Here is a 25479-nt window from a genome sequence, read left to right as displayed (position 1 = left end):
TACCGGGGCCCCCTCCAAATACCGTTTCGTCTGTTTACTTTTACGTCAGATCATATCACTATCACCTATAACCACTACCGCTTGCGCATTTTTATCCTGATCGCCCTGCTGGCCACGTCTACCGCCGCTTTCGCACAACGCAAATGCGGAACGGATATCGCTCTCGAAAAGAAGCTCCGCTCCGCTCCCCGGCTGCAGGAAACCCTCCGGCAAATGGAAAAGTCGCTGCGCCGCGATAAAAGCCAGCCCGCTCCCTTCCGGACGTTTTCGCGCGTCACCATCCCCGTAGTGGTGCACATCGTGCTGCCCGACCCTTCGGTGGTAACCGAAGCCCAGATCCTCGGCCAGCTCGCTTCCCTCAACCTCGACTATCTCGCCCAGAATACCGATGTTTCTCAGGTGCCCGCCGTATGGCAGGGCCTTACCGGCAATCCTGAGATCCAGTTCTGCCTCGCGGCACGAACACCCGACGGAGACCCTACCAATGGCATTACCCGCACCGTTTCCAACCGCTCCTTCCCCATTACCGGCGCTGCAGCCAGTGTGAAATACACTTCCAGCGGCGGGGCCGCAGCATGGGACAGCGACCGCTACCTCAACATCTGGGTATGCGAGCTGGATGAAAACTACCTCGGCGTAGCCACCTTCCCGCAACTGTATGTGCCGGAAGAGCAGGGTGTTGTGGTGCATTACAGGGCCTTTGGCAGTACAGGTTCTGCCCGTGCTCCCTTCAACCTCGGCCGTACCCTCACCCATGAAATCGGGCACTTCCTCCACCTGTATCACATCTGGGGGAACGATGAATCCGCTTCCTGCAACGACGACGACCAGGTGGCCGACACGCCTCTCCAGAGCGAGCAAACGTATGATTGTCCGGCAGGCGTACTCACCGATGCCTGTACCCCTGCAGCGCCCGGGATCATGTACATGAATTACATGGACTATGCGAACGATGCCTGCATGCATTTCTTTACCTCCGGCCAGTCTGACCGGATGCGTAATTCCCTTGAAACACAGCGCACTTCCCTCCTGTTTTCCGACGGCTGCCAGCCGGTGAACCTCCTGCCCAACGATGCCTCCATACTGTCTGTAACACGCCCTTCAGGCTATCTCTGCGATGTTTCGCAAACACCTTCGGTAGTACTGAAAAACCGCGGCTCCGCACCGCTCACCAATGTGGTGATCCGTTACACCGTGGGCAACGGGGCGCCCGTGTCCTATAACTGGACCGGCAACCTGGCATCCCTGGCACAAACTACCGTAGCACTGCCTGCATTCAACGTGGCGCAGGGAAGTTTTGAATTTAAAGTGTATACCCACCTGCCCAACGGCGTAGCCGATCAGCAGGCGGATAACGATACTGCCACCTCATCTATGGCTTATGCCGCACCAGCGGGGTACCCGGCAGCAGAGGGCTTCGAAGGCACGGCCTTCCCTCCCGCCGGCTTTACCATCGTGAACCCCGACCGTGGGCTTACCTGGCAGCGGACGGATTATGGCAGCGGAAGCGGGCATTCCGTAGTGCTGCGCAACTACTTCTATGATGTGAACCATGCCACCGACGACCTGCTGGGCCCGCTTATGAGCCCATCCGGTTCAGATTCGGTGAAACTGATATTCGACATTTCGGCAGCTACCACCACACCGGTAAATACCCCCGATAATATGTGGGATACGCTGGAAGTGTTGCTAACCTTCGATTGTGGCGTAACCTTCGAACCCACCGGATACAAGAAATGGGGTGAAACGCTCATTACCCGCCGCACGCCTGCAGATGCTGAGTTTTACCCCGCCGCCGGTGAATGGCGGAAAGACACCGTGGAGCTAACCCATATTGTGAAAGGAAGGCCCTTCCGTGTGGCGTTCCGCAACACCTCCAACTGGGAAAACAACGTGTATCTCGACAATATTCAGCTCCTCACCAGTCCGGTGCATCCGGACCTCCGCGAGAAAGGTATCCTCATATGGCCAAACGCTTTCTCGGAGCGGTTCTTCATCGAATTCCTCCAATGGCCGGAAGACCTTCGCGGTATTGCGGTTTTTGATGCCATGGGGCGCCAGGTTTACCGCCGGGAATCGCTGCAGCGGAGCGGTAACAGGGTTACAATTGATTTGGTAAATGCGGCAAATGGTGTTTACTTTGTAAAGTTATTTTACAGCCAACAGGTGAGGACTTATAAAATAGTGAAAGCAAAATGACGACGAACTTAGGACCGAAACCGGCGCTTGCCGCCCTCCTTGCAGCTACAACTCTCGATAAGCAGCTGAAAACCATTGCAGACAAGGTATTGGCGCAGGAACGGATTACGCAGGAAGATGGCATCGTGCTGTTTGAAAAAGGAGATATCGGATTGCTGGGCGCCCTCGCCAATCACGTTCGCGAAAGGATGCACGGCAACAAAACGTACTTCAACCGCAACTTTCATATCGAGCCTACCAACGTTTGTGTATTTACCTGCAGATTCTGCTCCTACTCCAAACTATATAAAAACAGGGAAGAAGGCTGGGAACTGAGCATCGATGAAATGCTCGACATCGTAAAGAAGTATGATGGCCAGCCCGTTACCGAAGTCCACATCGTGGGCGGCGTACATCCCAAAATGCAGCTCGATTTCTTCATGGACCTCATGCGCAAGATCAAAGCGCACCGGCCCGATCTTCATATCAAAGGTTTCACCGCTGTGGAGCTGGACTATATGTTCCGCAAAGCCAAAGTGAGCACCGAAGAAGGCATGCGCCTCATGCATGAAGCTGGTCTCCAGAGCATGCCCGGCGGCGGAGCAGAGATCTTCCACCCGGATATCCGTGCTAAAATCTGTCATGATAAAGTAGACGGTGAAGGATGGCTCGCTATCCATAAAGCCGCACACAATACCGGCATGGTCACCAACGCAACAATGCTGTACGGCCATATCGAAGAATACTGGCACAGAGTGGATCATATGGAGAAACTCCGCCAACTGCAGGACGAAACACATGGCTTCAACACCTTCATCCCCCTCAAGTTCCGTAACAAGGATAATGAGATGGAAAACGTACCGGAGTCCTCCATCGTGGAAGACCTGAAGATGTACGCCGTGGCCCGCCTGTACATGGATAACTTCCCCCACCTTAAAGCCTACTGGCCCATGCTTGGCCGCAGCACCGCACAGCTCACACTGGCATTCGGTGTAAACGACCTCGATGGTACGATCGACGATACCACCAAGATCTACTCCATGGCAGGCGCCGAAGAGCAAACACCCGCTATGAGCACTGCCCAGCTGGCCATGCTCATCCGCCAGGCCGGAAGGGCACCTATTGAGCGCGATACGGTGTATAACGAAATCGCGGATTTCACCAATGTGGAATTCACCGATGAAGAGCTATCGAACTGAATGAACTGTTAATATTTCCAAAAGAGGAAAGGCCATGCTTTTCCTCTTTTGCTTTTTTACTACCTTCAATCCTCAAAATTCCGTAAAATGAAGCAACTCAACCTGGTACTGGCCCTCACCGGCGCAATGTACCTGGCAGCATGCCAGCCGAAAAGCGGGCAACAGAACCAAGACGCCTCCGCAGGTGGCGATACCGCTGCTACCAGCGTTACTACTCCAACACCTAAAGCCGATGGCCCCGTGTTCACCAAAGAAGGCGTTTTGTCTTTTATCAGTAAAGCGAAAGGTGATACGATCAGAACGATCGATATTGAACTGGCACAAACAGATGAGGAAAGAGCCCTCGGCCTCATGAACCGCAAATCCATGGAAGATACCCAGGGTATGCTGTTCATCTTCGAGTCTGCTCAGGAGCAATCTTTCTGGATGAAGAATACCTACATCTCCCTCGATATCATGTACGTGGATGCTAACAAAGAAATCGTTTCCATCCGCAAATACACCACACCGCTCAGCGAAGACGGCGTGCCTTCCCTGAAGCCGGCGCAATATGTAGTGGAAACCATTGCCGGGTTCTCCGACAAATTCCATGTACAGGTAGGTGACAAAATCGATTTCACCATTCAGAAATAATCAGACAAGCCCGCGCTTGTAAGCTTCCTTGATCAGTCCTGCGGCGTTTTTTACCTGCAACTTCTGTATGATGTTGAAACGATGGGTATCAACGGTCCGCAGGCTGACAAACAGCTTATCCGCTATCTCCCGGCTGCTGAATTCACGGGCAATCAGTTCCAGAATCTCGGTTTCACGCCGCGTCAGCACATCTTTCTTCCGCACCCTTTTCCTGTGCTGAAACAAATCCTCCAGCAGCATGGATTTTACTTTGGTATCGATATACTGTTTCCCTTCATACACCGTTTCCACGGCCGAGAGCAGGCCTTCTTCGTCCATACTCTTTAACAGGTAGCCAGCCGCCCCGGCTCGCATCACCTGCTTCACCTGAACTGCTTCCTGTGAGCCCGACATGCCTACGATACGGCATTCCGGAAAATCCCTGCGGATGATCTTGCATAGAGCAGAAACATTCTGTTCCGGCATGTGAAGGTCCAGCAGCAACACGTCTGCCGGTGCACGGTTCATTTCGTGAGACAGCTCCCGCCAGTCCGTGAGCGAAAATACGGTTTCGATATGCGAATGTGGTGAAAGCATGGCCGCTATCCCTTTGCCGATCACCTGGTGAGCGTCGGCAATTCCCAGCCTGATCTTCATACTTATTTGGCTTTTTGAGGTCTTTAACACAATATTACTTATCAAGTGCTGAAAATGCATGCGTTAGCGGAGCCGTATCACATGGTTATGTGGTAGGGATTTTTACTTAGATAAGTTTAGGCGAAAAATTACGAGATAATGCGTAGCCCATGGCCCATTACGGAGGATAATTTTGCGCAAACCTCTCTCATGAAGCGACCTTATACTGCACTCATCACCGGCGCCAATGCAGGCATCGGACTGGCACTGGCCGGTAAACTGCTCGGTCAGGGCTACCGCGTGATCGGCACCTCCCGCACCGGGTACATCGATGCGCTCAGCCACCCCCAGCTTTACTGTCTCCAGCTCGATGTGCGCGATGCCGCCAGCATCGAAGCGTGCAAGCAGGCCATCACCCGCATGGCTACTTCTATTGACCTGCTGGTGAACAACGCCGGCGTGGCCGATGATGTGTTCCATACCGTTCCCGAGCGTGCCTCTTTCGAAAACACCTTCTCCACCAATGTTACCGGCCTCGTGTTTTTCACCGAAGCGGTGGTAGGTTTGGTGCCTCCCGGCGGACAGATCGTGAATATCTCTACAGACATGGCGCTGCTTACGGAAGTAGCCATGAACGGCCCTGCCTACCGCATGTCTAAAGGTGCGGTGAACATCTACACCAAAATGCTGGCGCAGCGGTTAACAGAAAAGAAAATAACGGTAACTGCCATACATCCCGGCTGGGTACGTACTAAACTGGGCGGCGATCAGGCTCCCCTCCTGCCCGAAGCTTCGGCAGCAGGCATTCTTGATATCATACAGACGCAGAAAAACAGCGGGGAATTCCGCAACGTAGCTACAGGAAAGCATTTTGCGTTGTAGGTAATTACTGCAGCTCCTCCATGGTAAACGACTTCTGACGGCCTTTGTACTTTCTGCGAACGGCCTGTACATCGCCTTCCGTCACTTTATCCGCTTTGTTGCTCCACGCATTGCGGATGAAGCTGAGGAGCTGGGCGATGTCGCCATCAGAGAACTCGTCGTTGCTGGCAATGCCCGGCATATCGCCATTGATCTCGGGAGATTTATACACTTTACCATTCACCTGCACCGGACCGGTGAGTCCATATAGCACGATGGCGATGAGGCGTTCTTTCTTTCCCGTAACCAGCTCAGAGTGATTGAGTGGCGGAGCGAGCGATTGGATGCCATCGCCATCTGCTCCATGGCAGGTTTGACAGATGGTTTTAAACAGAAGATTACCGCGGGGGTATTCACGTACAAGGGCTTCATCGAGCCGTGCCTTGCGGTGATTGGTGATATCCACCAGTACTTTCTCCAGTCTGCGGCGTACTACCAGATTCGTATCGCTGCTCCAGGTGATAATTGCAGTCAGCAATGCCTGTTCCCTGTCTTTCACATTACTGATTACCGCATCCGCCACGATCTTATCGTTCGGGAATTGTTTCCATATAGTGCTGAGGATGGTTTGTGCCCCTGCAGCATCGTATTTGGCGAGGTATGGCAGCACATAGGCTGCCATAGCGGCGGTTTGTTCCGTAGTTGCAACTTCGGCCAGTCTGGTGCGCAGCAGTGCCACATTAGCGGCGTTGAGTACGGAAGGCACTGCTGCCAGGGCCTGCCTGCACAATTGCGGGTCTATTACATCCAGCAGCGGCAGAAGGTCGGCTGCGGTGAGGGCTTGCAGTCCTTCCAGTGCCCACATGGCATGGATGCGTCCAATGCCCGGTTGTTGCAAACGCGCACGGAGTTGAGGAACCATATCAGATTTGCCTAAATCTGTCAGCATTTGCTGTGCTTTGTCGCGGATCCAGCCGTTATGATGATCCAGCGCGGCTACCCATGTAGCAGGATCGTTACTGAGGCGGAAGGTTTCCGGCTTTTTGTTTTCCGGGAAGATGCGGTAGATGCGGCCGCAGTTAAGCGGATCGGTTAATCCGCGCATCCCGATCTCGTTTTTTAGATAAGGCGTGAGGTAAGTTTTGTGCTGGATGATGCCGCGGTACATATCCAGTACATAAAGCGCGCCATCGGGCCCGGTATAAAGGTTTACGGGCCGGAAGCGCTCATCTGTACTGGCCAGGAATTCTTTTCCCTGATAAGCCTGCTTACCGCGTACAAACACACTGCTATCTTGCAGGATGTTGCGTTTGATGAGATTGGCGGATGGCTCTGCCACGAAGGCGTTGCCATTATAGCCTTCCCCGAAGAAGTTATCCCTGTAAATTACGGGACCGCAGGCGGCGGTGAAATTGACGAGGCGCAAACTATCGTCCAGCACCCCTTTCATATACCCGCGGTTCACACCCGGAGTCGGGCGGATGGGATATGTACGGTTATCGGGTACGATGTTTTCATCGAATCCCGCCACGCGGCGCTGGTTGGAGTTAATGCGGCCGAGGCCCGGGGAGAAGTAGTCGCCCAGCAGGTTCTCGGAGTTGTTGTTGAAGTAAAGTCTTCCCTGATCGTCCTGCGTAATGCCCCATTGCCCGCGGAAGTGGGTTTCTTCCTTCAGCCATTTGCCGTTTTGCAGGCGGTAGCGCTTGGAGGATTTGGCGGAGTAGATCCAGTTATCCATGGCCCGGAACAAACCGTTGGGCTGATGCTCCACATTGCCGCCTTCTGTATAGAGGGAATCCACGAGGGTTTTACGGCCGGGCTTATCACCGTTGATCTCAACATACCACATTCGGGGCGGTTCTGCTACCAGCAGCCCGTTACCTACTAAGCAAAGTGCACGGGGGAGTATAAGGGAGTCGAGGAAGATGGTGCGGATATCGGCAGAACCGTCGCCATTGGTATCTTCGAGGATCACGATTTTTCCGTTAGGAATATCTTCACCCGTACCGGAGGTATCGGGCATATAGCCTGTCATTTCCGCGACCCACATGCGGCCACGTTCATCGAAGGTCATGGCTACGGGTACTATTACCTGAGGTTCTGCGGCTACGAGCCGGACTTGAAACCCTTCTTCAGTCCGGAAAGCTTTGAGGGCTTCCGCAGGTGAAAGCACGGGGCTTTCTGCAAAATCCCTGCGCATGGCGAGGGAATCATCCTTCCCGCCTTTCCCGTTTTGCTGGCAGGCTGCCAGCGCCCCTAATATGAGGGTTATTCCTATAAACCAACTAACCTTTGAATGAAAGCCTCCCTGCATGCTTAGAAATCGATTGTATTTAGCCGATAATATACAAATCCTGCCCCTATAGTCAAAATTTGAAGTAACAGGCAAATATACAGCGCTAAAGGGCAAATGAGCGATGCAGCAGGGTAACAACAGTATCAATGGTAAGCTGTGTTGTTGAAGACGGGAGACAGGTAACTGTGGGCGCACTGCATTATAGGGTTAATAAACTATCAAAACTGCTTTATTTGCCCGTTTTATAACTGATTCAAAATGAATTAATTGTTCTACCATCCTTCAGTCATCCTTCAGTGGTCCCTTAGGGAAGGATAATGCTTAACTGAAGGATGACTGAAGGATTACTGAACAGTGCTTGAAGGATGAAATGGGCGTTTCTGATATGATTTTAACAGCACATATCTTTCCCTCCTTCAGTTAGTATGGAAAAGTAAAACGATGTAAAAATTGATCAGCGGTTATCCGATCCTGCTGGAACCGGTACTTTTATTACCGGAATGTAGCAGGTGGAAAAATTCAATTAGCATACTCAGAAAAACTTCCTCCTGAACACATCTTTCAGCTGCGTGTATCCGTTCATGAGGCTGCCCGTCACGAAGTTATCCTTCAGGTTATTGCGCAGGGAGCTTCGCATAATACGCACCACCACATCCTTCTCTACTTCTCCCTGTTCTTTTACTTTACCTAACAGGTTCACCGCCAAAAAACCCAGCAATGCACCAAAGAGGAAAAGGAAATTCCAGTCCTGCAGCTCTATGATATGGAGGGATTTCGTCCAGCGCGGGCCACCTAATTCCGCTTCCACTTTCAGGTGACGGCCCGTGAAATAATCGGCCAGTAAACCACCTGCCAGCGGAGCAAGAGCGGAAAAGACGGCCGTAATAATGTTCTTTGCAGAAAGATAGATGATGGCATCTGCCGTGGGCGCCAGCTTCAGGCCGATGTTTGTAAGACTGAGGTTGATCCCCGCATTCGACAAGCCCATCAGGATATGAATTAGCCCCAGTAACAGCAGGTTGGGCCACAGGGAGGTGTAGATACCTACGAAGCACCAGGCGAGCAGACAAATGATATATAACGGCGCCCCGATGGCGATGATCGTCTTGTTACTATACCGGTCCGCAAACTTGCCCCACACGCGGATGGTGAGGATACTGCTCACCTGGCTCAGGATGGTGAATCCAATGATGTAAGACAATGGCAGCCCCATGCTTTTCATCATAAACACATTGAAGAACGGCGAAGCGATATTCACCGCAAACACCCAGGCGGAGTTGAACACCAGCAACCTTCTGAAATTGGGATCGCGCAGGGGGCGGCGGAGCATGACAAAGATGTTTTCCCGCGGCATTATTTTCTTCGGCTCAGGCGTGGTTGCCAGCATGGAAGAGCCAATAATTCCTGATACTCCCGCCAGCACAAACATGGCTCCATAGCTCTGCAGCTCCCATCCGGGGTAAAAGTCTTTCATAAAATCGAGCCCCAATGCCAGTAACAGGCTCAGTACCACGTTGAGTGTTTGCATGAGCGAACTGCGCCTGCCAAAGAATGCGCCCAGCTGATTGTCGGGGATAAGGTCTTTCATCCAGGAATTCCAGCTGGCGCCGGCTATTGCGCCGGACAGGTAGTAGAAGAACAGCACGGGAATTAGCAGTTCGAGGGTAAGATATCCGGGAAAGAGAATGGGTACCAATCCCACCAGCACCAGGGGAAAGCGAGCAAGCAGGGAGCATATTACGGTAATGGCCCGCCGGTTGTTGAACTGCCGCACCAGCCACACGGAGATCAGCTGGAACATATTTACCATAGTAGGCAGGGCTGCGATTAACCCCAGCTGCAGGTTGTTGGCATCCAGCAGCAGCGCCATGGCAATGATGAACGCACCACCCGTCAGCGTTGTCATCGCTTCCGAAAACAACCCGTCCCATACCACCTTTCTCAGGCCTTTCGCTACCTCCTGCTCCGTCAATTCATCTTTCGGCTGTAAGTTCATGTACCCGGTTTGGGGGTTGGGGTACAATCTTTGTGCCGGATACGGCTGTTTCAGGCCTTGAAATTAAACGGCAACAGGCGCTCCCGGTATGGAAGCGCCTGTTGTTATTTTTAATTCGCAGTAATCGTTAATTGAGGCTCCGGAAGTCTACCGGTACCAGCTTGCTCACACCGGGCTCCTGCATGGTTACCCCGTAAATCACGTCTACCGCCGCCATCGTTTGCTTGTTGTGCGTTACGATGATAAACTGTGAGTTATCGGAGAATTTGCGGATCATGTTGGTGAATTTACCCACGTTGGCATCATCCAGCGGAGCGTCCACCTCATCGAGGATACAGAACGGCGCGGGCTTGATGAGGTAAATAGCGAACAGCAGGGCCGTAGCGGTAAGGGTCTTCTCCCCGCCCGACAGCTGTGTGATGGCAGCAGGACGTTTACCTTTAGGCTTTGCGATGATCTCGATACCGGTATCCGCCAGGTTGGTAGGGTCGTTCAGGATCATATCACACTGGTCTTCTTCCGTAAACAGCGCTTTAAATACGCGGATGAAGTTTTCCTTTACCTGGTTGAACGTGTCGAGGAACTTCTGGTTAGCGGTGGATTCCACTTCCTGGATAGTAGCCAGCAGTGATTCCTTGGCGCTTACCAGGTCGTTCTTCTGTTCGAGGATAAACTCGTACCGCTTCTTCATCTCGGTATAAGCTTCAATGGCGGTAGGGTTAATCTCACCCATGTTCTCGAGGCGCTTCTTCAGTCTTTCCGCATTGGCCTGCAGCTCTTCCACAGGTTGCGTGCCGGTGCGGTCTTCATCCAGTATCTCATCGAGGTTCACTTTAAACTCCACGCTGAGGCGTTCCTTCATAGAGGCCAGCTGCAGCTTCAGCTCGTTTACCTTGTCTTTGATCTGGTTTAGCTGCTGATCGAGCATATCGCGCGTTTTCTGCTTGGAGCGGAGCACGCTTTCCAGTTCCTGGAGGTGGTTACGGAAGTTATAATATTCCTGATCTTTTTCGTTTACGGCTTTCTCTTCTTCTTCGCGGCGGCGGAACAGTTCTATCAGTCCGTCTTCAGAAGTGGTGAGCCTGTCTTCCGCAGCGGCGATGTTACCTGCGGTATCTTCCTGCTGTTTGCGGTTGCTTTCGATCTGCACATGGAGGTCAGACAGTTGCTTGCGCTTGAATTCCAGCTCCTGCCGCAGTGCCTGCACTTTGCTTTGCTGGCGTGTATGCTGGAGGTTCTGGTTATTATACTGTACGCTGGCCTGGTTAAACTGCTGCTCTGCTTCCATGCTGGATTTCTCAGCAGCCACGATGCTATCCTGCAAACCGTGCACCCGCTCGTTCAGGCCGTCCAGTTCATCACGCACGGTGGAGATGGATTGCTCGTTGGCGGCGAGGGAGGCATCCATTTCAGCGAGGCGTTTGTTACCCGTCTCAATGAGGTGATGGAAGTTCTCGATCCGGTTTTGCAGGCCGAAAAGTTGATTATTCAGTTGATTGACGCGCTCACGGGCTGCGTTGATCTTGTTTTCGTTCAGCTGACTGTTATACCCCAGTACTTCGTCGTGCTTAGCCTGCAGCTGTGCTTTCAGGCTGCCCACGGCAGTTTCCAGTTCGCGGATCTCTGCATCCAGCTTCTCGAGGTTCTTGGCGCGGCCCAGTTTCTTACCTTCGAACAGGCCTACGGAACCACCGTTCATGCTGTACTTACCGCGGTGCATCTTACCCGATTTCTCGGTAATGAGCACATCCTGTTCGGGAAGCTCGCTGAAATTGATGGCGGTGAGGTTTTCTGCTACGAAAACTTTACCGAGGAGGTAGTTACCCAATCCTTTATACTTCTCATCAATTTCCACCACATCCAGCGCGGGTATGGTACCCGGAGGCGTAAAGAGGCTGCCTGCCTGGTGGTTGAACTGATCGAGGATGAAGAAGTTGGCCTTGCCTTTCTTATTGCCGTCGAGCAGGCGGATGGCCTGAATGGCTTCCTCGGCATTATTTACCACATAGTAGTTCAGATACGGCTCCAGCAGGTTTTCGATGCAGGTGCGGTAATCTTCCTTACAGAAAAATATATCGGAAAGGATGGGTGCCTTATTGTTCCATTCATTGTTCTTCTTGAGGAACTTGATGGATTCGGGGTAGCCTTCCAGACTGTCTACCAGCGATTTGAGCAGGTCGTATTCATTCTTGCGGGAATCGAGCTTCCTGTTTTCATCTACCAGCTTGTCGCGCAGGCCTTCTATTTCTCCCTGCGTGGCGAGGATCTTGCCTTTGGTTTCTTCCTGGAAGGCAATCATGTCTTCCAGTTCTTCTTTGGCATTCTCTAAAGAGTCCTGCAGGGTGGTTTTCTCTTCTTCCAGCTGCTGGATCTGTGCCTGGCGGTTTGTTTTCTCCTCCTGCAGTTGCTGAATGCCGCGCTGAAGGTTCTGAACGGAGGTATCGGCTACGGCCACTTTCTTTTCCGCTTCAAACTGCTGGCGCTGCCATTGCTGCTGATCGCGGCGGAGGTTCTCGAGGTGGAGTTTCTTTTCTGCGAAATGGTCTTTCTTCTCGTCAACCATTTCCTTCAGGGTTTCCAGCTCGTCCTGCATGGATTCGAATACTTCGGCTTCATCAGCCACCTGCGTTTCGGTGAAGGCGATGGATTCGGTGAGGCCGTTCAGTTGCCCTTCCGCATTGTTCAGGAAGTCGGCGATGCCTTTTTCCCTTTCGCGGAGGTAGGTGAGTTGCTGGGAGGCGAGGTTTTTATCGTTCTCCTTCGTTCTGATAGTGGATACCAGTTCGTTGAAGGCGCGTTGCAGCACCTGGAGTTCGCGTTCTTTGGCAACGAAGTGCAGTTTATCCTGCTCCACGGCGGCCTCGTCTGTCGATATCTCGGCTTCGAGGGCCATTTTGCGGTCGGTTTCCTGCTGTTGCTGCTCGGTAAGGTCGCGGAAGGTGATGTTAAAACCTTCCAGTGCAGCTTTGGCGAGCTCTATACTGGCTTCTTTATAGTCTTTCTTGATCTCGTAATAGCGTTCTGCTTTGCGGGCCTGGCTTTCGAGGGTTTTGAGGTTGTTATTGATCTCAAAGAGGAGATCCTCAATACGGTTAAGGTCGCCTTCGGTGGCGTCCAGTTTGGATTTAGCCTCTTTTTTACGGGTTTTGTAAATGGAGATGCCGGCAGCCTGTTCCAGCATGCGGCGGCGGGAGTTCTCCTTGTCTTTGATAATGTCGTCCACCATCCCCAGCTCGATAATAGCGTAGGAGTCTGTGGAAACACCGGTGTCCATGAAGAGGTTATGGATATCTTTCAGGCGGCAGGCTACATCGTTGAGACGGTATTCCGAATCGCCGTTTTTGTAGAATTTGCGTGTGATCGTAACCGTGGTGAACTCGGTGGGCAGTACGTTCTTGGTGTTTTCGAAAGTGAGGCTCACTTCCGCCATACCGCTTGCGGAGCGGGTACGCGAGCCGTTGAAGACGAGGCCGGCCTGGTTTTCGGAACGGAGGTTAGAGATCTTGTGTTCGCCGATTACCCAGCGGATAGAGTCAATAATATTACTCTTTCCACAGCCGTTCGGGCCAATAACACCAGTCACGCCTTCGTCGAAATGCAGTACGGTTTTGTCCGCAAAACTTTTGAAACCTTTGATCTCTAATGTTTTTAAACGCACATTTGTCGGATTACGAATGAAAAAGATGGATCGGAAATCCCCCGGAATTGCATTCCCCCGGAACATTCCTCCGCCATGATTTGGCCGCCAAAGATAATCGAATTCTGCTGATTCCAGCACTGAGCGGGGTTGCCTGCCGTGGCGGCGGTTTTCAGATATGGCATCCGGGGCATTCGATCAATTCACAGTAAGTTAGTTGCAAACCCTATAATGTGGATAAGGAATTTATACACACATGGGGATAATTTATGCACTGCAATTGTAATCAATATACACTATCTTACTGATAACGAACAAAATACGCTCACAATCGAATCGATACTGACTGCCCATTCTCCCGTAGGGGATGCCAGCATTATTCGTAATTTTGCCCGCAATGCAAGAACGTTGGACCAAAGAAGCGAAAGCCTTTATTTTTAGTTACCATTTCAGCAACGGCCTGCGCACTACACTGAGCGTGGTTGTTCCCTCCCTTATTTTCGGTCTTAGCGGCCACCTCACCACAGGTATCGCCATCTCCATGGGTGCCCTCTGCACCGCCCTGGCGGATGTTCCCGGCACTATTATTCATAAGCGGAACGGACTGATTATCAGCACCATCCTGATATTCCTCACCGCCCTCGGCACGGGCCTGCTCCTGCCCTACACCCCGGCACTCGTGGTTTGGGTAGGCCTTTGCAGCTTCTTTTACAGTATGCTGCTCATTTACGGCAACCGTGGCGGCAACATCGGCGTGGGGGGCCTCCTCGTGATGGTATCCGTCATGGCTGAAAGCCTTACCTGGCAACAGGCCATCCATGTTTCCCTGTACACCCTCAGCGGCTCCATATGGTATGCCCTCCTGGCTCTCCTCCTCTGGCAGATCAGGCCTTACCTGACGGTGCAGCAAACGCTGGGCGACTGCATCCAGCAAACCGCTAAATACCTCCGCCTCCGGGCCGACTTCTACCGCCCCGAAAAAGATATTACCACCACTTACAGGGATGTACTTGCCCAGCAGGTGATCGTGAATGAGAAAATGGAAGCCGTGCGGGAACTGTTGCTTAAAATGCGCTCCGCCCAGCAGGGAACCACCTCCATTTCCAAAAGCATGGTGCTCATTTTCCTCGACCTGGTGGATATGCACGAGCAGTTCATGGCCTCCCAGATCGATTATACCTCTCTTCAAAAGCGCTTCGCCGGTACACAGGTCATCGAACAGCTGCAGCACACCATTGTACAGTTTGCCGATGAGCTGGATAATATTGGCATCGCCGTATCTGCCGGATTACGGTCTATGCCGCATGTGAACCTTAAACTAGAGCTGGAAAAATCCCGCAGGGCGTTTAAAGCCCACCAGTCGTCGTTTGCCACACTACGGGAACGGGCAGACCTTATTCCCTTCGACAGTATATTCGATAACCTCGAGCATATCGCCCAGCGCCTCTATAACCTCCACCGCCTCACCCGGCTGGAAAGGGCTAAGGAGGCCTCGTTCGACCATCAGCTGGAGCTGTCCAAGTTCACCACGCGGCAGCGTTACGATGTGGAAACTTTCCGCAACAACCTCACCTTCAATTCCCACATCTTCCGCCACGCCCTGCGTACGGCATTGGCGATGGTGGCGGGCTTTATGCTGGGGCACCTGCTGCACCTGAGCAAAACCTACTGGATCCTGCTCACAATCATGGTGATCATGAAACCCGGTTTCAGTCTCACCAAAACCCGTAGTTACCAGCGTATCATAGGCACGCTCATCGGCGCTTTCTGTGCCGCGGGCATCCTGTACCTGACCAAGAACGACGTGGTCATCTTCTCCGTCATGCTCATCTGCATTCTGGGTGCTTACAGCTTCCAGACGTACCATTATATTACGAGCGTGGTGTTTATGACACCATTTATAGTATTCCTGCTCCACTTCCTCCACCCGGCCGATTTCGACAATGTAACCCAGCGTGTGCTGGATACCGTGATCGGCGGAGGCATCGCCTTCCTGTTTAACTACATCTTCTGGCCCAGCTGGGAATACCGCTTCCTCCCCGATTACATGGTAAAAACAATGATTGCCAACCAGCAATACCTCCGGGAAGTAACCAACTTGTATACAGACAAGCCTTTCAGCCTTATCGCCTACAAGCTGGCACGGAAAGATGTACACGTATCCACGGCCAACCTTACCTCCGCTTTCCAGCGGATGCTGTCGGAACCAAAGAGCAAACAGAAACACGGCTCCCAGCTGTATCATTTCGTGGTGCTGAGCCATTCCCTCTCCAGCCACATCGCCCAGCTATCTGCCTACGCACTGCAGCACCGGCTGGAATACCAGCGGCCGGAGTATAAGGATATCCTCCTTTATCTCAACCTGCTGATGGACCAGGTGGCTGAATATGTAAATGCGGGAACTTGGGGCAGCGATCCTGAGGTGCCTTCCGCCTTCCATTCGCTGGAAGACAGGCTTACACAGCTCATTACCGTACGGCAGGAGCAGATCAACCAGGGCCAGGGACATACTACGGAGCGTGCGGAAATGCTGGAAATTAAGCATGTACGCGATCAGCTCCAGGCGCTGCATACCGTCCTGAAAGACATGAAGAAGGCCGCCATTCGCGGGGCCGAGATTACCGACTGATGATTTACAGTTCCGTTACGATGATGAACTGATCGGTGACGGGGATGGAGAATTGCAGGATATGATCGAAGAACGCCGGCCCGTATTCCGCATAGTAAGGCAGCAGGTTTTCCTTCCGCTCCTGCAGGGAGTTACCAGGGAAAAGGCGGTCTTTCACCGTTTGTATCTGCTCCGTTTGCCAGGCAAACTTCTTCTTTTCCGCACGCAGGAACTTATGTTCCAGCTTCCCGATGGATTTAACAGCCCTGGATCGCTCCGCATTCACGCTGGCGCCCAGTGTTATATCAATTTGCTTCGCTTTTTCTTCCAGTTCGTTAAACAGCTTTTCCACGGCAGCATATTCATCGCGCAGCACGAGGCTGGCGTTCGTATGGGCGTGAACGAACTTGCTGATGAGGAGACCGGTGTCTTCAAAAAGCGCATCGGGAGAAAGGCCCAGCTTTGACAGACGGGCGTGTTCTTCCCGGCGCACCCAGAGGAAGGAGTTGCGCAGCAGCACCGCGGGGTACGGTACTTTATGGTGATGGAAAAGATCTTTCAGTTCGAGCCAGTACGCTACTTCACCGCCACCGCCGATAAAAGCGATATTAGGAAGGATTGTTTCCTGTAAAATGCCACGGAGGATCACGTTAGGACTGAAACGCTCCGGGTTGGCCTCCAGTTCAGCGAGCAATTCGTCGCGTGTAAAGGACAGTGGGGTGTGTAATACTTTCCACACTTCCCCATCTTTAACGATTCTTTCGCGTTGATAATCGCGGAGATAGAAAAGATTTATTTCTCGCGGAGTAGCCTGAACCTTAAAATGGGCTGCCAGTTTGTCGATTGTTTTAGTGACAATCTTCTCGGAGCTTTGTTCCAGCAGCTCTTCCTTCATGACGGGAATCAGCTGCCGTTTAAAGTTGGGATGGTCAGGAATGAGCACTACGAGGCCGTAACAGCCGAAAAGGTCGTTTACGAGGCTCAGGGTGGCCTCCTGGATGTTTCCGTGCCCTAAATAGGCTTTACGGAGGGTTTCCAGCAGCTCGGGGGCATGCGGCAGGTAACCGATGCTGTCGCCGATGGATTTAATCATCTCCTCCAATCCTTCCGTACGCATACGTCCTACTGCGCCGGTCTGGTCCGTTTCCCAGGTAAGCTTGCGCCCGTCCAGGAAAATGGAGCCCAGTTCGTCGAGGTCGGCATCTTCACTGCCCATGTAATACACGGGAACGAAGTGCTTGCCAGGATACTGCAGTGCGAGATCGCGCGACAGTTTGACTGTTTGAAGAATCTTATATACGAAATAAAGATAACCGGTAAAAATGTTGGGCTGATGGGCAGTACAGACGGTAAAGGTGTTGGTAGCCTGTAACAGCCCTATGTTAGCGCGTACTTCCTCCCTGATTTCCAGGTGGCGGTATTGCTGATAGAGGGTTTCTGCCAGAATGTCCCGGCGGAGGGCCTGCCCTTCCTTCACCTTCATAGCCATGGCAAAGTCTGGAGCGGCCGGATTGTATTCGTAAAAGTCGCGCAGGGGCGCCTGTCCGGAGAGGAAATTGGCGATGATAGGACTGAAGTAACCTGTTTCTGCAATCGGTATCGTATGGAAAGCAATCGCCGGATTGATATGTTGAATCACTGAATCAAAATTTGAGGACACGAATTTACGTCATTAAACCATTACGAATCTACACATTTCCCCACTGCCATTTCTGCCACTTATCACAAAGCCCCCTCCCTCCCGATTGAATTGTCACAACAATCTGGCGCTCTATTTGTAAAATCTACGTTAACCCGAACGGTTTTCTACACATAGCATTGAAAAAACAATTTATCTTATGAAGATTGCATATATAGCTTCGTATTACCCCCGTGAGTGCGGAATAGCAACATTTACAGAGCACCTGATCAAGGCCATGAAGTGCCAGGAAACAACACCGGAAGTTTGTGTCATAGCCATGAACGACGAGGGACAGGTTTATGACTACCCGCCCGAAGTCACCTTCACTGTACGGCAGTACCATATGCAGGATTACCTGGATGCCGCCAGCTGGGTGAATGATAATGGAGTTGATCTGGTAGTAGTGCAGCATGAGTTCGGCATCTTCGGCGGTGAAAGCGGCATCTTCCTCCTCCCTTTCCTCCATAAACTGAAAGTACCTTTCATTACCACTTTCCATACGGTGCTGAAAGCACCCTCCTATTTACAGAAAAGCATCGTCCGCGAAATATCGCGGCAGGCAGCACGCGTTGTCGTGATGAGCCGCCTCGCGATTTCTTTCCTTGAAGATATTTATGAAGTTCCTGCGGAAAAGATTTCATTCATTCCGCATGGTGTTCCCGACTTCGAAAAACTCACCATCTGTACCGAGGTGGTACCGGAAGCACTCCGCGAACGCAAAGTGATATTCACCTTTGGCCTGCTCAGCAGGAATAAAGGTATCGAGACGGTTATAAACGCCCTGCCGCAGGTTATAGAGCGCCACCCGGATGTGATGTATGTGGTAGCCGGTAAAACCCATCCCGCTGTGCTCCGCCATGCGGGTGAGGAATACCGTAACAGTTTAAAACAACTGGGAAAAGACCTGGGTGTTGAAGACCATGTCATGTTCCTCGACGAGTTCCTGTCTGAAAATGACCTGTTTGCATGGCTCACCTGCAGCCAGATATACGTTACACCTTACCTCAGTGAGGCACAGATTACGAGCGGCACGCTCACCTATGCTATGGGTGCAGGCGCAGCCGTATTGTCTACCCCCTACTGGTATGCCCGTGAGTTACTGGCAGAAGGACGTGGCAGGCTTTTCGGCTTTGCACAGCATGAAGCACTCGGACAGCTGATCCTTTCCCTGTTCGACGAGCCGGCTAAACTGGAGGCACTCCGAACAAACGCGCTCGCCTATGGCCGGGAGCTGCAATGGAGCCGGATGGGTGGCAGATACCTGCAGCTGGCTATGAAAGTACGCAGCACTCCCCGCCCAAAGCAATTGGCTCCCCCCATGCCCGACGCAGCGGCTTTACCTCCGCTTAACCTTACCCACATCCGCCGGCTGACAGACGATACCGGTATCGTTCAGCACGCCAAGTACGGTATTCCCAATCTGAAAGAGGGCTATTGTGTGGATGATAATGCCCGGGCACTGATGATGCTCCTCATGGCGCAGCAATACCGTAAGGGAAAAGAAGGCCCGGAGCTCTTACCCGTTTATCTCAGTTTCATCCATTATATGCAAACACCGGAGGGTAACTTCCGGAATTTCCTCAGCTTCAGCCGTCAGTACCTGGACGAGGTTGGCTCCGAAGACTCCTTCGGCCGCACCGTCTGGGCACTGGGCTATCTCATCCGGTTTGCCCCCAACAATTCTTACCGCGAGTTCGCTTACGAACTGTACCACCGTTCCATCCAGCACTTTGATGCGCTGGAGCACCTGCGCGGCCGCGCCAACACAGTAATCGGCGTATGCCATTATCTGATGCAGCACCCGGCAGATGAGGGTATGTTCCATGTGCTCGAACGGCTTGTTCTGCCCATGACCGATGCCTGGGAACGTAATTCCACCCGGGAATGGCGCTGGTATGAGAAGTCGATGACGTACGACAACGGCATCCTCCCCCTCGCTTTGTTGCATGCGGCTGAAGTAACGGGTAACGAACGGTGGCGCGAAATTGCATTAGAAAGCCTATCCTTCCTGGAAAACCTCACCATGGTGCATGGTTATTTTTCACCAGTGGGCAACAATGGCTGGCACTGCGAAGGTGGCGCCTGCCCTGTATTTGACCAGCAGGCGATCGAAACCATGGCCATGGTACTCCTCTACCGCCAGGCCCATGCTGTTACGGGCGATGCAACCTACTTAGAGAAAATGGTGCATTGCTACCAGTGGTTCCTCGGTGAAAACGTGCTTCGCATACCGCTGTACGACCATGAAACACATGGTTGCTGCGACGGCCTGTCTGCCGAAGGACTTAACCGTAACCAGGGTGCAGAATCAACGCTGGCGTACTTCATCTCGCACCTTACCGTGCTTAACTGCTGTGAGGCGCTTCCGAAACAGGAAAAGCCCGTACGCACAACAATCATTTCCACCAACATCATCAGTAAAATCGGATAAATGAAAATAGCGATCCTCTCCCCCGTGGCCTGGCGTACACCTCCCGTGCACTACGGGCCATGGGAACTGATCGCGTCCGGCGTAGCCGAAGGCCTCGTTAACCGGGGCCTGGACGTTACGTTGTTCGCCACCGCCAACTCCATCACGAGTGCCAGACTGGAAGCAGTTTGTCCGCAGGGGTATGAAGAAGACCGTACCCTTGATGCAAAAGTGATGGAATGCATGCACATCAGTAACCTGATGGAGCAGGCGCATCAATTCGATATCATCCATAACCACTTCGATTTCCTCCCCCTTACTTACAGCCGCCTCATCCGCACACCGATGGTTACTACCATCCACGGCTTTTCTTCGGAGAAGATCGTACCCGTGTTCGAACGCTATAACGATATCTCGCATTATGTAGCCATCAGCGAAGCCAACCGGCATCCGGCCCTGCAATACGCCGCCACCGTGTATAACGGCATTGATCCCCGCCAGTTCGATTACCAGCCTGAGCCGGAAGATTATCTGTTATTCTTCGGCAGGTTCCACCCGCACAAAGGCGCGCACGACGCTATCTCCATTGCACAGCTCACCGGCCGCAAACTCATTATGGCAGGTATTGTACAGGACGAAACTTATTTCCGGGAACAGATAGCGCCTCATATCGATGGGGAACGTGTTCAATATGTTGGCGCTGCAGGATCAGAAGAGCGCAACCGGCTGTTAGGTAACGCTTATGCCCTGCTGCATCCCATCTACTTCGATGAGCCTTTCGGCCTGAGCGTGGCTGAGGCCATGATGTGCGGAACACCCGTGATAGCCTACAACCGTGGCTCTATGCCGGAATTGATTAAATCAGGAGAAACAGGGTACCTCGTAAAGGATGCCGCAACTGCAGCTGCAGCCGTAACGGATATTGCCGCTATCGACCGGCAACAGTGCCGCAACTGGGCATTGTCCCGGTTTAGTGTGGATAGTATGGTAGATGATTACCTGGCAGTTTACGAACGCGTATTGCGGAAAGCAAGCCCTGCGGGCGTAAAGGCCGGCGCAATGTTGCGCTAGCCTTCCTTCACTCTTTTTAGCAGATCTTTTAAATGCACCGTCGCGAAGGTGGATGCGTAGTCAGACAGTCCGTATGGTATGAGCAGCTCTTCATTATGAATAAGGGCGCCGCAGCTGTAGAGGACGTTGGGCACGTACCCTTCGCGTTCGTCTTTATTGGGGATGATGAGCGGCTCGCGGAGGCGGCCTATCTCGATCTGGGGATCTTCCAGATCCAGCAGTGTGGCACCGAGGCAGTAGGTACGCATAGGCCCTACACCGTGGGTGATTACCAGCCAGCCATCGGGTGTTTCGATGGGTGAGCCGCAATTGCCGATCTGCACAAACTCCCAGGGGTATTTAGGTGTTTGAAGTATCTCAGGGTTTTCCCAGATATTGATCTTATCGGAATACATGATGTAATTGTTGATCCCGTCGATGCGCGACATCATGGCGTATTTCCCTTTGATCTTCCGGGGAAAGAGCGCCAGGTTCTTGTTCTGCGCACCTTCTCCATACAGCGGCATGATCTTGAAATGATAGAAATCCCTCGTGGCCAGGAGCTTTGGCTGGATGGTAATTCCATCAAACGCGGTATAGGTGGCGTAATAGGTAACGCCACTTGTATCGCCGGTGTATTTCACGAAACGGGCATCTTCTATCCCCCTGCTTTCTGCATCGGAATATGGGAAAATCACCCGGTCGGAAATATCAGTATCCAGGGAAAAGTTGATTTCGTAATAGCTGTCGGCCAGCCACAACAGCCGTTCCAGGTTGCGTTTCAGCAAATGATCTACCTGGTAACGCTGCTGCATATCCCGGATCACCTTTTTAAGTCCCACGTAATCAAATGTATCGGGCAGGGAAGCGGCCACTTCGCGGAAAACGGAATCGGGCAGGCGGATGGAGACTGCGTTCTGGAAGAATATCTGTTTCTGATAAATTGTGTTGCGGATTATATCCGGTTCGTCCACATAATTCCCCGCCGGAACAATGGTAACGTTGTTATCGCGGTCCACAATTGCCTGACGGAAAACGATGGATGACACGTGCCCTTCGCCCACTGCGCGGAAGCTCAGAACTACGCGTTTCTCTCCTTCTTCGAGATTGCTCTGGTCCGGATCTTCCACGATAGACGGGTTAAAGAACGCCGCCGATTCAATGGAAAACTCGTTGGTGAAATAAGACCCGATCAGGAGTTTCCTTTTCATGCCCAGTCCTTCAAAATCGAGGCCCAGTGCTTCTACGAGGGGTTTTACCTTATCGGCATGCCGCTCAAAGATCCGGGTGATGTTCCGGTGCCTTCGCGAGAACTCGCGGAGGATAGGATTAATTGCGCCTTCCACATCCGTGTCAGACATCTCAGTTACTTTCAGGATAACGCCCTTTGCCCGGGCGTCACCATTAAAGAAGAACCGTGCCACCACACGTTTAAGGTCGGGTGTAATCTTGGTCTTCTGCCGTTCGATGGGTATGCGCATATGCCTGATTTTTAAAGCCTGTGCCCGCCGGATCAACACTGAAAGCCGTCGGGCAACACTGCTCCTTTCTTAACAACAACGATGCCATCCTTCACCGTATACTTCTCAAAATCACCATCTTCCAGATGCCTGCCTCCGTTGATCCGCACATCGTTCCCGATACAGGCGTTCTTATCGATGATGGCATTGTTGATATAACAGCGGTCGCCGATGCCGATGGGCGGGCGGCCTTGTGATTTAGCGAGATTGATCTCATCCAGCGTCTGGTACTTATCGTTCCCCATCAGATATGCATTGCTGATAGTAGTGCCTTTACCTATACGGGTACGGATGCCCACCACGCAACGCTCGAGGCGGCTGGCATTGATGATACAGCCGTCGGCGATCACCGTTTTCTCCAGCGTGGTGCCTGATATCTTCGCGGGCGGCAGCATGCGTGCGCGGGAGAAGATGGTTTTGGCGTCGTCGAAAAGATTGAACTGGGGGATATCGTCTGTCAGTTCCAGGTTGGCTTCGAAGAAGGAAGAGATATTCCCGATATCGGTCCAGTAGCCTTCGTACTGATAGCTGAGTACCTTGCGCTCACCGATGGAATTGGGGATGATCTCCTTCCCGAAATCCGTGGCATCGGGCTGCTGGGTAAGCAGTTCGTACAACAGGCCCTTGTTGAAAATGTAAATACCCATGGAGGCAAGGTAGTTACGGCCGGCACGTTCCATTTCCGGGCCGGTATCCGAGGTCCAGTCGGGCAGCAGGTCTTTCTTCGGCTTTTCGATGAAAGCGGAAATGAAGTTTTCCTCATCGGTTTTGAGAATACCGAAATCAGTAGCCTCGCGGGCATGCACAGGAATAGTGGCAATAGATATATCCGCCCCCTTCTCAATATGGTTATTGATCATTTCCCGGAAATCCATCTGGTACAACTGATCGCCCGAGAGGATGAGGATGTACTTGTAATCGTAGTTCTCGAGGTGGCGGATGGTTTGCCTAACGGCATCAGCCGTGCCCTGGAACCAGGTAGGATTGTCAGGCGTCTGCTCTGCTGCCAGGATGTCTACAAATGCCTTGCTGAAATGACTGAAATGGTACGTGTTTTTAATATGCTGGTTCAGCGACGCGGAGTTAAACTGCGTCAGCACAAAAATACGGTGCAGGTCGGCATTCAGGCAGTTGGAGATAGGAATATCGACAAGTCGGTACTTGCCGGCTACCGGAACAGCGGGTTTGGAGCGGCTGCGGGTCAGGGGATACAGGCGGGTTCCTGCGCCCCCGCCAAGGATGATCGAGATCACTTCGTTAGACATAACGTTCAGATTTATGTGAGGCTGGTATAAAGGTCCATGTATTGCCGGGCGGCTTTGTTCCACGAATGGTCTTGCTGCATACCCGTTTTTCTGATTTTATTGAAATTAGTTTTGGTGCCATAAAGCTCCAGCGCCCTTCCGATGGCGTGGTGGAGATCGCCCGCTGTGGGCTGGAAAAACCGTACGCCGGTACCTCCTTCGTCCCCGAAATCGGTGACGGTATCGCGGAGGCCACCCGTACTGCGTACGATGGGAATAGTGCCATAGCGCATGGCGTACATCTGGTTCAGACCGCAGGGCTCCACACGCGAAGGCATCAGCAGGAAGTCTGCCCCGGCGTACATCCGGTGACTGAGCGTTTCGTTATAACCGATATACACGCCAAAGTGTTCAGCATGCATATGCCGCGCCTGTTGCATCAGCCATTCAATATGCGCATCTCCGCTGCCAAGTACCAGGCAATTGAAGCTGCCAGGGTTTTCGAACATGGTGCGCCCTACGGCTTCAGGGATGTAATCAGCCCCTTTATCGCCTACCAGCCGCCCGATGAACACGAACAGCGGCAGTGCGGGATCGAGTTTGAATTCTTCGCAGAGGGCCTGTTTATTGGCCTTCTTTCCCTTGGTCATGTCTTTAATGCCAAAGTTCGTAGTAAGCATGGGGTCTGCCGAAGGGTCCCATACGGCATCGTCGATACCGTTCAGGATACCCCGGGCTTTCGACCTTTCGGTATTCAGCAGCCCTTCCAGCCCGTTGGCTGAATGGTACAACTCTTCCATATAACTGGGCGATACGGTGTTGATCCGCCAGGCGCATTTGATGGCCGATGCCAAGGGATTGATGGCACCGTTCCAGTCGAGCAGCCCGCTTTTCCAGAGGTCGAACGATGGGATGAGGTATAGTTTATCCCAGCCGAACTGCCCCTGGTACTGGGCATTGTGAATGGTGAGCACGGCAGGGATATGCTGCATGCCGCTGTACTTGCGGCCGTATTGCAGCAGAAATGGGATCAGGCCGGTGTGATGATCGTGGCAATGGATGATATCTGGCTGATGTTGCCATTCACTCAGCCATTCCAGCACAGCGATCTGGAAAGCCAGGAACCTTTCGGTATCATTGGCATAACCGTACACGTTGGGGGTATCCAGCAGGCCGGGAATATCGACCTGGTAGAAATCGAAGCCCAGTGCGTTGGCGCTTTCCTTCCAAACGTTGAAGTGAAACCAGTCGTGCCCCAGCCACAGCCCGCCCTGATGCACAAGCTCAAAGCTGTACTTCCCGCTTTCGCGGAAAGCGTTCCTGTAAGCCGGGATCACCACTTTGGCGATGGCCCCTTCCTGCGTCTGGTATTTGGGGAGCGCACCCACTACATCCGCCAGACCACCTACCTTGGCGGCCGGGTAACATTCCGCGCTGACGTGCAATATTTCCATACTGATTATAATTTAATCCGTAAACTTCACATTACAAAGGAAACGTGCATAAAAATATGAAGATCAGGAAAGTTAGTTGGAACAGCGGGCTATACGG

Annotated in this window: 15 protein-coding genes; 7 read left to right on the top strand and 8 right to left on the bottom strand. The window is 52.5% G+C overall.

From position 1 onward, the window contains the following. Window positions 1–81 precede the first annotated feature (81 nt). The 3 genes from DEV76_RS10140 to DEV76_RS10130 all read left to right on the top strand — a co-directional run bounded on the left by DEV76_RS10140 (window position 82) and on the right by DEV76_RS10130 (window position 4010). Window positions 82–2199, top strand: coding sequence for a M43 family zinc metalloprotease (locus DEV76_RS10140; protein ID WP_198652015.1), 2118 nt, complete (start codon window positions 82–84; stop codon window positions 2197–2199). Continuing rightward, window positions 2196–3377 carry an aminofutalosine synthase MqnE gene (gene mqnE, locus DEV76_RS10135; RefSeq protein WP_109697792.1) on the top strand — a complete coding sequence of 394 codons (1182 nt, stop codon included), beginning with the start codon at window positions 2196–2198 and terminating at the stop codon, window positions 3375–3377. Before DEV76_RS10140 ends, mqnE begins: the two co-directional genes overlap by 4 nt. An 87-nt stretch (window positions 3378–3464) precedes the next feature. Beyond that, on the top strand, window positions 3465–4010 hold the full coding sequence (locus tag DEV76_RS10130; protein ID WP_198652014.1) for a DUF192 domain-containing protein: 546 nt from the start codon (window positions 3465–3467) through the stop codon (window positions 4008–4010). Here the strand turns inward: DEV76_RS10130 and DEV76_RS10125 are convergent, their stop codons facing one another. Beyond that, window positions 4011–4646, bottom strand: coding sequence for a LuxR C-terminal-related transcriptional regulator (locus DEV76_RS10125; RefSeq protein ID WP_198652013.1), 636 nt, complete (start codon window positions 4644–4646; stop codon window positions 4011–4013). A 189-nt stretch (window positions 4647–4835) separates the two neighbouring features. Between DEV76_RS10125 and DEV76_RS10120 the strand changes: the two genes are divergently transcribed. After that, on the top strand, window positions 4836–5507 hold the full coding sequence (locus DEV76_RS10120; RefSeq protein ID WP_157962812.1) for an SDR family NAD(P)-dependent oxidoreductase: 672 nt from the start codon (window positions 4836–4838) through the stop codon (window positions 5505–5507). A 4-nt stretch (window positions 5508–5511) separates the two neighbouring features. Here the strand turns inward: DEV76_RS10120 and DEV76_RS10115 are convergent, their stop codons facing one another. The 3 genes from DEV76_RS10115 to smc all read right to left on the bottom strand — a co-directional run bounded on the left by DEV76_RS10115 (window position 5512) and on the right by smc (window position 13436). Beyond that, window positions 5512–7800, bottom strand: a complete 2289-nt coding sequence (locus DEV76_RS10115) for a DUF7133 domain-containing protein (RefSeq protein WP_109697789.1) — start codon at window positions 7798–7800, stop codon at window positions 5512–5514. Window positions 7801–8314: 514 nt separating this feature from the next. After that, window positions 8315–9778, bottom strand: coding sequence for an MFS transporter (locus DEV76_RS10110; protein ID WP_109698170.1), 1464 nt, complete (start codon window positions 9776–9778; stop codon window positions 8315–8317). A 127-nt stretch (window positions 9779–9905) separates the two neighbouring features. Beyond that, entirely contained in the window at window positions 9906–13436 is a 3531-nt protein-coding gene (gene smc / locus DEV76_RS10105; RefSeq protein WP_109697788.1) for a chromosome segregation protein SMC, read from the bottom strand. 376 nt (window positions 13437–13812) lie between these two features. Between smc and DEV76_RS10095 the strand changes: the two genes are divergently transcribed. Next, a complete protein-coding gene (locus tag DEV76_RS10095; protein ID WP_198652012.1) occupies window positions 13813–16044 on the top strand; it encodes an FUSC family protein in 2232 nt (743 codons plus the stop codon). Window positions 16045–16048: 4 nt separating this feature from the next. On the opposite strand, the gene bshC is transcribed toward DEV76_RS10095, so the two are convergent. Further along, window positions 16049–17662: a bacillithiol biosynthesis cysteine-adding enzyme BshC gene (gene bshC, locus DEV76_RS10090; RefSeq protein WP_157962811.1), complete on the bottom strand. Its 1614-nt coding sequence runs from the start codon at window positions 17660–17662 to the stop codon at window positions 16049–16051. A gap of 199 nt (window positions 17663–17861) precedes the next feature. Between bshC and DEV76_RS10085 the strand changes: the two genes are divergently transcribed. Both DEV76_RS10085 and DEV76_RS10080 read left to right on the top strand, forming a co-directional pair. Continuing rightward, on the top strand, window positions 17862–20135 hold the full coding sequence (locus DEV76_RS10085; RefSeq protein WP_109697784.1) for a glycosyltransferase family 4 protein: 2274 nt from the start codon (window positions 17862–17864) through the stop codon (window positions 20133–20135). Then, entirely contained in the window at window positions 20136–21185 is a 1050-nt protein-coding gene (locus DEV76_RS10080) for a glycosyltransferase family 4 protein (protein WP_109697783.1), read from the top strand. On the opposite strand, the gene DEV76_RS10075 is transcribed toward DEV76_RS10080, so the two are convergent. The 3 genes from DEV76_RS10075 to DEV76_RS10065 are packed head-to-tail and all read right to left on the bottom strand — an operon-like array spanning window position 21182 to window position 25382. Beyond that, entirely contained in the window at window positions 21182–22645 is a 1464-nt protein-coding gene (locus DEV76_RS10075; RefSeq protein WP_109697782.1) for a glycoside hydrolase family 130 protein, read from the bottom strand. The genes DEV76_RS10080 and DEV76_RS10075 overlap by 4 nt on opposite strands. A gap of 32 nt (window positions 22646–22677) precedes the next feature. Next, a complete protein-coding gene (locus tag DEV76_RS10070; protein ID WP_109697781.1) occupies window positions 22678–23949 on the bottom strand; it encodes a glucose-1-phosphate adenylyltransferase in 1272 nt (423 codons plus the stop codon). Window positions 23950–23960: 11 nt separating this feature from the next. Next, the gene (locus DEV76_RS10065) at window positions 23961–25382 is read right to left on the bottom strand and encodes a glycogen synthase (RefSeq protein ID WP_109697780.1); all 1422 of its coding nucleotides are present in this window, start codon (window positions 25380–25382) and stop codon (window positions 23961–23963) included. Between the last annotated feature and the right edge of the window lie 97 nt (window positions 25383–25479).

This window comes from Chitinophaga deserti, from assembly GCF_003149455.1.
Lineage (GTDB): Bacteria > Bacteroidota > Bacteroidia > Chitinophagales > Chitinophagaceae > Chitinophaga > Chitinophaga deserti.
Note: the sequence above shows the minus strand (reverse complement) of the source record. Positions and strands in the feature narration are given on the sequence as shown.